Origin of the sequence: Nostoc sp. DedQUE05, from assembly GCF_034530955.1 — a bacterium.
GTDB lineage: Bacteria > Cyanobacteriota > Cyanobacteriia > Cyanobacteriales > Nostocaceae > Nostoc.
In genome coordinates this window covers 118,604-129,071 of record NZ_JAVRCB010000023.1, presented here as the reverse complement: position 1 = coordinate 129,071, position 10,468 = coordinate 118,604, and the positions used below count along the sequence as shown (strand labels likewise).

The following is a 10,468-nucleotide window of genomic DNA, read 5'->3' as shown; positions in this document are numbered from 1 at the left end:
GATCGCCTACATTTGTGATGACCCGTAGCCAAAAATGGATAAAGTCGAGCTAAGAATTAAACCTGTTTTATCCTCAATACTCATCAGCTTTTGCTATTTAGATTGACCTCCAATTCAAGGCTGAAAGGGTGCTGATTCAATTGTAAAAAGTTGCTGGCTCGCTATAACTCGCAACTGGGATTAGCGTTTAAGGAGATGTAATTAAATTGCATGGCCACAAAATATCCTAAATTTAACCAGGATCTCGCACAAGACCCGACTACACGTCGGATCTGGTAAGCGATCGCTACGGGAAATGATTTTGAAAGCCATGATGGCATGACCGAGGAAAATCTTTACCAAAAGATTTTCGCTACTCACTTCGGTCACGTGGCAATCATATTTCTGTGGGCATCTAGTCTATTGTTTCACGTAGCTTGGCTTGGTTCAAGAGTGCTGAACCTCGCCTAAATCACCACTTGGCAGGTTTGTTTGGTGTTAGCTCTCTGGCTTGGGCTGGGCATCTTATTCACGTTGCCATTCCTGAATCTCGCGGTCAACACGTTGGTTGGAATAATTTTCTGACTACCTTGCCACACCCAGCAGGTTTAGCACCTTTCTGGCGAGGTGACTGGGGTGTATATGCCCAGAATCCTGATACGCCAGGGCATTTGTTTGGCACATCTCAAGGCGCAGGGACGGCTATTCTGACTTTTTTGGGTGGCTTCCATCCCCAGACTGAATCGCTATGGCTGACCGATATGGCTCATCACCATTTAGCGATCGCAGTCATCTTTATCGTTGCCGGTCACCAGTACCGGACTAACTTCGGCATTGGTCACAGCATCTGACCTTAGCTATCTCCCCCTCTATCCCGTCCGGTTAAAGGGGGATTTTTGTATATTCAATACCTTCGCCAAAAAAAAGAAATTGATTATATGAGGTGCGCTAGCAAAGCGTAATACCAATTTACTAAAGTTATGAAACAGATGTAAACCCTGAAAAACTTGATCTCTCTAAGTTTTTTAATTGTGTTAGCGTAGCGGGGCAAAGTTAGACGTAGTAGCGTGACATGCTTAAAATGTTGGGTTTAAAAAACTCACAAAGACTAAAATCTAATCATTAACAGAATTATTCAACCCAATAAATTCAACTTGCCGCGCTTGTAGATTGGGTTGCGCTCCGCTCCACCCAACCTACAATTTTTTTGCAATATTTTAGCCTTGCCATGCCACTACGCATATTTCAAAAATCAAATATGAGTACTATAGTTACTTCAGGTACTAGTATTTGATTTTTCACCTGGACGTTCGGTAGCAGGAGGAAACTTAACACTTTCTTCGACTCTATGGACTTCTGTGTTAGTTTGCTCTTCCGACAGGAGATCATCAGGGTTTAATGATTTATCAGCAGCATCATCAATTACTCCATTGGCATTAACATTGGGTTTATCAGAAGTTCCTTTATGGCTAGCATGTCCACTGGGCATAACTATTACCTCTCATTTTTATAACTAAACATCCCCAGACTAAACTTTTTTGTTTAGAGAAATACACTATCAGAAGGCTTATAGCAAAACTATCAGAATCCAGTCTAGAGTTATATAGATTTCTCGTAAGGGTAGAGCAATACTCATTGATGTCAACTTAAGCAAAAAGGTTGCAGAAGATGTCATCTAAGAACATCAAACCAGATGTTCTTAGTGATACATCATGAATAAAAAACGTCCAGCGCGACTCGGCAACCCAGACCTGCGTCAACAAAAACCTTTTACCTCTGTTGTTAATAATCAAAAATTGCTATAAGTTGGCTTCAACTTCCCCAGAAAATTGAGTATGGCTGAAACTACAGCATCCGGCGACTCAATCAAGAAGCCGTGACCCCCGCGTTCGATGACTACAAGTTCAGCATTGGGAATACCTTGAGCAAGTTGTTGAGAAAACTTTAGCGGAGTGAGAATATCTTGTTTACCAACCAGAACTAAGGTAGGACAATGAATTTCTTGGAGGCGGTCTATTGTGTTACTACTAAGGATGGCTTGGCTGTGATGATAAAGTGAATGAGTTGCAGGCGGGAAAGGATATCTGATAGCAAATTCAATCAGACCTTCGATCGTGTCAGGAATTGAGTAGAACGTATCTGTAAATATCCAGGGCAAGATAACTTTTTCATAAAGTTTTAGGTCTACATTGCTAGGAAGTTCGCCCCAAGTCTCAATGATGCTGTTGAATAATGCATCACCTTTTGCCAAAGATGAAAGTAGTATCAGACTTTTTACCTTTTCAGGGTGTGCTAACACTAGCTCTTGAGCTATCTGACTACCCATTGAATGACCTGCTAAATGCACCCTATCGATGCCGATGCGATCGAGCAATGCTGCAACGTCACTAGCCATCTGCTTCAGACTATAGGGGTTTTCGGGAGCAGAACTTCTCCCCATACCTCGGTTATCCAAGCGAATGACTTGATACTGCGAAACCAGCGATGGCATAATCAGCGACCAATAAGCATGATCGCAAAGAAAGCCAGCTATTAATAGCAAAGGCTCACCTGTTCCCTTAATGTCGTAGAACAAATCAATCCCGTTAATCTGAACCTTGGGCATAGTAAATGATTTTGCTAAACCTTATTTTTAAGTAGGGATAGACAAGGCTAAATTCCTACGTCTTGAATTTCTCGTCCACCGGAATTTGATAGCCATTGGCGAGGCGATTGGTCATATTAGCAGTAGCTGCGATCGCCATTAGTTCCCCAAACATAGTATCATTCATACCCTTGGCACGTGCTGCCGCTGTGTGCGAGGCGATGCAATACTCACAGCCATTCGTTGCACTCACAGCAATATAAATCAGTTCGCGCATCAGTGGATCGATCTCACCAGGGCTAACCATCACTTCCTTCAACGCTTGCCACGTTCGTTGCAGGGTGGGAGGATGGTTGGCTATGGCTTTCCAAAAGTTATTGATGTAGTCATTCTGACGTGTAACGCGGATGTCGTCATACACTGCACGTACTTCGTCGCTGGCTTCTTCGTATTCAATCAGCTTAGTCATGTTTTGATTCCATATAGTTTCCCCAGCGAGTGGGAACCCCTAGATTGTAATACTGAGTTGCAATTAAAGATAGTAATATCATGTCCTCTAGGCGTCCATAGGTGAAAATTCTACATCGTCTACAAACGACTTGGCATAGACTAGCATTTCTTGGGTGTTCTAATAGAACAGACTAAACAGGAAATTTACACTATCTTGTCAGATAAATAGGTGGGGTAGTCTATGAAAAAATTCCTACAGCGTATTAAAGCATTACTCAAACGTATCCTCAAGAGGTCTGCATCCAATTCTCAGCAACTACCACCTCTAATAAATACTCGATTAGAAACTTCTATTTCAACTGTTTCTCCCCGATGGGAATCTGGTTTGGTGCTTGTGTGTTCGCAATGTGCAAACGAGCGGTTAGGCTCAACCGCTTCCGAAGATTTAGAGAATTGGTTGAAATCTCGTTTAAAGTTTGAGGGATTATGGGGTGATTTTCGGGTAGTTAGCACCAGTTGTTTAGGAGTTTGTCCCCGGATGGGCATTACTGTAGTTATTGTAAGTAATGGAAGCAACGGAAATAGTCCATGCTTAATTATAAACTCTCCAAGCGATCGCGAACTTCTCTATTCATATATCAAACAGAATAAACACTGACTGCAAAAGTTGTTTATCTTGCACTATATTTTACTCAAGTGGCAAATAAAAAAGGGGATGAATATTTGAATTCACCCCTTTTTCCAGTCATCAGGGAGGTAAAGAATACTTATCCAACCCGTGTTCGTGTTATTCCAATCTCAAGAATTATTCTTTTAAACGAGGTATATTTGGTCTGACAAAGGTAGCTGAAGAATTAGTACTTCGAGCATTAGCGTTTGAAGAAGTAGTTGGCGAACTGAGATTCAAGAAATCGATGAGTTTAAGGGTACGATTACGAATTTTCCAGCGTCCATTTCTGTTAACGACTTGATCTTCATAAGTGCCATTAGCGACATCAATGCTGGTTTCCGAGCGTTTGTGAGTCGCATGGAGATAAGAAGTCATCGTTGCTTGATTATTTTGAATTGAAATGTTTATTGTACCCATCAAGTGTTGAGTAGCCGTGTAACCATTTCCTTGAAATACTGAATAGACAAAATCTGCCCAAGAATCTGTCCCATAATTTGTTTGAGTTGCCCCATCAGGAAAAATGGCGGTAAGGACTGAATCTTGAGTAAAACAATCCCGATAAATATTTTTTCCTTCTTGGAGATTTCCTCTACCAATAGCGTCAGTTCCCAGGGCGTAACAGGATGTTAATTTTTGAATTTCTAATTCTGCATTAGGTTGAGTTGCACTTGCTACCTCAAACTTACCTCCAACAAACAGCACAAGAATAACTGCAAGCGCAATTAAAGTTATACGATTTAACAGGAACGAAATAGCTTTTGAAACTATTCCCCCATTTTCTCTTCTTTTTTCCACAAGATGATTCCCTTAATTATTTACGATTTTTGCATCTTGTACTTTACTACAAACTAAAGTTTGGGCTAATATTTTTAGCCTATCAAAACTGTCTAATATGCTTGTAGACTTCACTAGTAATTGAGTTTTATATCTACTAAAAATCTTTTTTCTAGTAAATGATAAAGCTAGTATATACAAGAGTTGATGTATACAATTAGTTATAACAGTTAATTAATAAGTTACAAGTGCTAATTGTAACTAACTTTGTATTGATTTGATTAAGTAATAAAGTCACTACTTACATACAGGACTTACGCAACCATCACTCTTGAGAAACAGTAAATTTATCGGAAATTCACTTTATCAAAATTGCCAATGCAGATATAAACTAATTTAATCAAGAATACTGCAAAGCATCCGCACCCATACCGAAATTTAAGGAAAACTATTAAAAATTCCTTATCCCCCCAAAATTGGAATAGAAATTATAAATTGTGTTCCTTGTCCCAAGACTGATTCGCAAATCAAATTTCCACCATGATTTTCAACTATAATTTGCCGACTAATGGATAATCCTAATCCCGTACCTTTTCCTACACATTTGGTGGTAAATAAATGTTCAAAAATGCATTTTTTAACTGCTTCAGGCATTCCTTTAGCATTATCTTGAATCTTAATTACCACCTTGTTATTATCTACTTCTAGAGAAGTCTCAATAGTAATAATATTAGGATACTTTTCTTGAATTTCTAAAAAATCACGACCGATATTTGCTTCTTCTAAAGCATCGATTGCATTTGCAATAATATTCATAAACACCTGATTCAATTGTCCCAAATAGCATTTTACTGATGGAATATCTGCATAATTTTTAATGATTTTAATTGCTGGACGATTATGATCGGCTTTTAAACGATGTTGTAAAATCATCAAAGTACTATCAATACCTTCATGGATATTAGCTAACACTTTAGAGGTAGTATCAGCACGAGAAAAAGTACGAAGAGATGTACTAATATTGCGAATACGCTGTGTTCCCACTGTCATACCATCAATCATTTTTGGTAAATCTTTTAGCAGAAAATCTATATCTATCTCTTCAGCTTTTTCTTCAATTTCAGCACCAGGATTGGGGAATTTTTCTCGGTACAGTTGCAGATAGTCTATTAAATCTTTAACAATATCTTTTGCTTGGGCAATACTACCTGTAATAAAACCAATGGGATTGTTTATTTCGTGTGCTACACCTGCAACTAAATTACCCAAAGAAGACATTTTTTCACTTTGGATAAGCTGTAGTTGCGCCTCTTGTAAATCTTTTATCGATTGTTCTAACTCTTTAGATTTATCTTGCGCCTTTGTGTACAAACTGGCATTTTCTATTGCAATAGCCATTTGAGAAACTAAGACTTTTAATACCTCTACCCTTTCTGGAACAAAAGCCCCTGATGATAACTGGTTTTCTAAATAAATAATACCAGTAAGCTGTGATTGGTACATAATCGGCAAACAAAAGATTGATTTTGTTCGAGATTTTTGGATATAGATATCAAAATTAAAAGGCTCTGTAACTATTGCATCATTTAATACAATATATTGCTGAGTTCGGAGAACGTAATTAATCACAGACAGTGGTAAATCTTGATAGGTTTCAACCGGAATAGAACGTAAAACCGTCACCACATCATCAGTAGCATTTCCAGAAGCTTCAATATACAAATGATTATCTTTAAGTAAGAGTAGTGCTGCTTTTTGGGCAGCAGCATTTTCTAGTAAAATTTGGATTAGCTTACCCAATAAATTTTCTAAAACAATTTCATTAGTAATCGCTTGTGAAAATTTGATGAATGCATTAAAATCTAGAAAATCGCTTAAGCTGTTATTGGTAGTAGTGTTAGTGGTAATATGAGTTGTGTCAAGTTTTGAACTAGTGTTTTCTATGGTAGTAGTTTGTCCTACTAGAAAAACATACTTTGATTCTAGGTGTTTAACTTTGGCGATCGCACCCCAACGAATATAGGCATAATAGGCTTTAGTTATATAAGTTTGATGAATTAATTCTTTACCTAGAGATTGATAAAATTTTCCAGCTAACTCATAGGCTAAAGCTTCTTCTTGGAGAAAACCGTTTGCTTGAGATTTGGCAATCGAGTTTTCATAATAGTCCATTGCTTCTAGCTTTTGACCCAAAACCTGACACCGTTCTGCCTCTACGAGATAAAATCTATGTAAGTGATTGGTGGGAGCATGAGTAGCCCAGAGTTCCATCTTTTGCTGATTAGCTTGAACTTTTTCTAGAATAGCTTGCTTCTCAGACTCTTTAGCAGTATGATATATTGCCAAGTGGGCTAAAGAATCGTAGAAATAAAACACTGGGACAACAAACAACCCTGTAACACCACCTAAAGAGTTTTCTGCGATCGCAGCATTTTCTACAGCTTTAAAATACTCTCCAAATATGTAAGAGAGCATTAGCTTATTAACAAATAAATGGTTAATTGTGTAAAGGTCATTTACTTGCTGATGAATTGGCAGCATACTTTGCTCGTTGTAGGCTTCTCCAATTAAACAGTCCGCATTTTCAAAACTTCCTTTCAAGTTCAAAACTGTTTGCAAATACACTGAGTTCCAAGTGAAAGCTACTTGTTGATTGATTTTTTTCAGCGAATCACAATAAGCTATCAGTTCTTTTTCTAGAACCCAAAGTTCTTTACCCAGCCAAAATGAATGATAGGGATAAATATAGCCACAATAACCAGCATATTCTAAATCCCCAGTCTCCAGACCACTAGAATATCCTGACATTGATGATGTTAATGTCTCTCTAACATGCTCTTTCCAATGCATAACATGGGCACTAACAACCGTCAGAATTTTCGCCTTGAGTTCTTCAGCATTAAATTGTGACACTAGGTGAGAAGCTAGTTTCCCAAATTCATAGCCAGAATCAATTTCTCCTTGAATTCCACAAAGAAGTAATCCATAAAGACTATAACCATAAGCAGATACAGCTGTATTTCCATACCTTAAAGACAAATTAACCATTTTACAGACAATAATTGGCATCATTGCCGGAGCAGTTTGAAAAGCCGCAGGAAGAACTCCCATTAAGATTCTCATCGCTGCAATCTTGTTAGGATCGGTCATTAATGGTAAATTAATTAAATCTGCAATGGCTTTCCCTTTCAAAGAAACAGCAATTTCATCCATCCCCTGCTGAATATCAGTTGATGTCGGTTCGTCTGGAAAATTTATTCCTAATAATTGCAGAATTGATACTGCTATTTGAATGGCTTCCAATTGCCTGCTTTGAATGATAGAAGCGATAATCTGTACTTCATAGACTTTCACTTTATCTAAAAGAATTTTGGCTTCTTGCTGCACCACCTTAGCCCATGTTTGCATCTGCTCAAAATCACCGCCCAGATAGGCTGCCTCTGCGGCTCCTTCATATAAACCGATAGTTAAGGTATATTCCGTTTGCCAAGCATCTATATTTAAAAGTTCTATCCCATTTGTGAAGTATTTAAGAGCAGCTTCGTAAGCTGTAGAAGCTTTAGCTTTTCGTCCTGCAGTTAAATTTAATCGTGCCAATTCAGTTTTTTCAGATTGCTCTATCAGGTTAACAATACCTACATTTAACTGATTGACGATATCAAAAATGTTAGCTTCTATTTCCTCTTTAGGTATATTTTGAAGAAGCAATTGCCCAATTTTCAGGTGAGTAGATTTCTTAAGTTCTTCTGGAATTAAGGAATATGCTGCTTGTTGTACTCTGTCATGCAAAAACTTGTAACCCACCCGTGAAGTGTCGAAATTTAAATTAACCGCTTCTTCTTGATTAAAAACTAAAGGGATGCGGTAAGCTTCATTTAAAGGCAGAATTAATCCTGCTTGCAAAGCTGAGTGTAAATCATTTGCTGTCAAAGAAGGTGATTTTTCATTTACTATCGATAAAACATCCAAACTAAATCTGTCACCCACACATGCTGCTAATTTTAAAACATCTTGGGTGAACCGTGGTAGTTTTTCAACTCGGCTGGCAACTAATTCAACTACATTCTTATCGGTAATTCCAATTGCTTGAATATCTTCTATACTCCATTGCCATTTAGCATTAGCAAAGTCAAATTTTAACAGTTTTTCTTGATGAAGTGCTTGAATTAGTTGTGTTATAAAAAATGGATTTCCACCGGTTTTATTACAAATCAACTCAGCTAGTTTAATAATGTCTTGGTTAAAGACTGCTGTTTCTTCATCCTGCTTCACTTCTAATTTTTGAAGAGTTTCGGCAACTAGCTGAGTTACATTGCCTAAATTTAAGGGTTGTAATACAAGATTATTAACAACCGTCCCACTATTCTTAATCTCTTCTATCTTTTGGATTAAAGGATGCGCTGAATTAACTTCATTATCTCTATATGCACCAATAAATAAAAAGTATTTGCTATCGGTATCAGTTACGATCAGTTGAATTAGATTTAAAGTAGCTGAATCTGCCCATTGTAAATCATCTAAAAATATGACTAATGGGTGTTCTTTTTGAGTAAAAACTTGGATAAATTCTTTAAAAACATGATTGAAACGATTTTGTGATTCTGTTGCACCAATTTGGGCAACTTCCGGCTGTATACCGATGATTAATTCTACTTCTGGAATTACGTCAGTAATAACTTTTCCATTTGTTCCTAAAGCTGCTAATATTTTACTACGCCATCTTTCTATTTTTTCATTATTCTCGGTCAGCAAATATCGCATTAAGTAAGCAAAGGCTTGAATTAAAGAAGCATAAGGTATATTCCGTTTTAACTGGTCAAATTTACCAGAAATAAAGTACCCTTGTCTGCGAGTAATTGGTTTATTAACTTCATTGACTAGAACTGATTTGCCAATCCCAGAATAACCAGAAACTAGCATCATTTCACTAGTTCCAGATGAAACTCGCTCAAATGCAGCTAAAAGTTCATTAACTTGTTCTTCACGACCATATAATTTTTGAGGAATTAATAACTGGCTCAATATATCTAAACGGCCTGGCACAAAATCAGTAATGATTCCTTTTGTTTCTAACTGCTTGAGACATGATTCTAAATCTGCCAATAATCCTGTAGCACTTTGATATCTGTCTTCTGCATTTTTTGCCATCAACTTCATTACAATTTTAGAGATGGCGGCAGGAATTTTTGAATTTAATAATTGCGGGTTTCTCGCTTGAACTGCAATGTGACTATAAACTACTTCTAAGGGATCTTGGCTAACAAATGGTGTTTTCTCAGTGAGCATTTCATATAAAGTCACACCAAGAGAATAAAAGTCAGTGCGATAATCAAGAATGCGATTCATTCTCCCAGTTTGTTCGGGAGACATATAGGCAAGTGTGCCTTCAACGCAGTTAGGGTTATTAAATTGGGGATTTTCCTTATTGAGACGGGAGGCTATACCGAAGTCAGCGAGTTTAACAATACCTGTCTGGGAGTTAATTATGATGTTATTAGGTTTGATATCTTTATGAATAATCTGATTATTATGCAAATAATCTAAAGCTTTAGTCAGTTGAATAGCAATTTTTAAATGGTTAATTAAGTCAAGTTTTTTGGTTTGGAGCAGTTGAGATAAAGACTGACCGCCAAAGTCTTCTAGCAATAATCCCACACGGTTTTCAAAAGTTTCTAGACTGATAGCTTTAATTATATTGGGATGGTCTAAACCTTGCTGAATTTGATACTCATTTTTAAGGCGAGTAAAGGCTTCAAGGGTCGGATATTCATTTTTAAGCAGCTTGAGGATAACTCGCTGTTGCGCCTTTGGCGTTTGTGCTTGATAAATAATTGTTTGGATTCCTTCGTGGAGAGTGGAGTTAATTTGGTATCCAGTACGATTTGGCATTGGTTTTTGACTATAAAGTTATAAAATTAGCATCATCCCTGTTCTATTGTGAAAGGGGTTCTAGTTTAATTATTCCCAGTACGTAGAAAATTATTAACATTGCGCTTCAGTATCCAAAGATT

Annotated in this window: 6 protein-coding genes and 1 pseudogene; 2 read left to right on the top strand and 5 right to left on the bottom strand. The window is 37.4% G+C overall.

All coding sequences use genetic code 11. From position 1 onward, the window contains the following. Positions 1-210: 210 nt before the first annotated feature. Positions 211-827, top strand: a pseudogene (locus RMZ42_RS18570) (hypothetical protein); the annotation flags it as partial. A gap of 428 nt (positions 828-1,255) precedes the next feature. Here the strand turns inward: RMZ42_RS18570 and RMZ42_RS18565 are convergent. From RMZ42_RS18565 to RMZ42_RS18555, 3 genes are all read right to left on the bottom strand, one after another. Beyond that, on the bottom strand, positions 1,256-1,468 hold the full coding sequence (locus RMZ42_RS18565; protein WP_322672767.1) for a hypothetical protein: 213 nt from the start codon (positions 1,466-1,468) through the stop codon (positions 1,256-1,258). A 300-nt stretch (positions 1,469-1,768) separates the two neighbouring features. Further along, positions 1,769-2,584, bottom strand: coding sequence for an alpha/beta hydrolase (locus RMZ42_RS18560; protein WP_322672766.1), 816 nt, complete (start codon positions 2,582-2,584; stop codon positions 1,769-1,771). A 55-nt stretch (positions 2,585-2,639) separates the two neighbouring features. Beyond that, a complete protein-coding gene (locus tag RMZ42_RS18555) occupies positions 2,640-3,032 on the bottom strand; it encodes a carboxymuconolactone decarboxylase family protein (RefSeq protein ID WP_094350326.1) in 393 nt (130 codons plus the stop codon). A gap of 222 nt (positions 3,033-3,254) precedes the next feature. On the opposite strand from RMZ42_RS18555, the gene RMZ42_RS18550 reads away from it, so the two are divergent. After that, positions 3,255-3,671: a (2Fe-2S) ferredoxin domain-containing protein gene (locus RMZ42_RS18550; RefSeq protein ID WP_322672765.1), complete on the top strand. Its 417-nt coding sequence runs from the start codon at positions 3,255-3,257 to the stop codon at positions 3,669-3,671. 147 nt (positions 3,672-3,818) lie between these two features. Here RMZ42_RS18550 and RMZ42_RS18545 read toward each other — a convergent pair whose 3' ends face one another. Both RMZ42_RS18545 and RMZ42_RS18540 read right to left on the bottom strand, forming a co-directional pair. Then, positions 3,819-4,478 (bottom strand): nuclear transport factor 2 family protein, encoded by a 660-nt coding sequence (locus tag RMZ42_RS18545; protein ID WP_322672764.1) that lies wholly within the window; start codon positions 4,476-4,478, stop codon positions 3,819-3,821. Positions 4,479-4,919: 441 nt separating this feature from the next. After that, positions 4,920-10,346: an AAA family ATPase gene (locus RMZ42_RS18540; RefSeq protein WP_322672763.1), complete on the bottom strand. Its 5,427-nt coding sequence runs from the start codon at positions 10,344-10,346 to the stop codon at positions 4,920-4,922. Positions 10,347-10,468 lie beyond the last annotated feature (122 nt).

What these genes read in the sequence shown, in the direction of transcription:
- RMZ42_RS18540 (WP_322672763.1), bottom strand. Translation starts at nt 10,346, where the DNA reads ATGCCAAATCGTACTGGATACCAAATTAACTCCACTCTCCACGAAGGA.
- RMZ42_RS18555 (WP_094350326.1), bottom strand. Translation starts at nt 3,032, where the DNA reads ATGACTAAGCTGATTGAATACGAAGAAGCCAGCGACGAAGTACGTGCA.
- RMZ42_RS18565 (WP_322672767.1), bottom strand. Translation starts at nt 1,468, where the DNA reads ATGCCCAGTGGACATGCTAGCCATAAAGGAACTTCTGATAAACCCAAT.
- RMZ42_RS18560 (WP_322672766.1), bottom strand. Translation starts at nt 2,584, where the DNA reads ATGCCCAAGGTTCAGATTAACGGGATTGATTTGTTCTACGACATTAAG.
- RMZ42_RS18550 (WP_322672765.1), top strand. Translation starts at nt 3,255, where the DNA reads ATGAAAAAATTCCTACAGCGTATTAAAGCATTACTCAAACGTATCCTC.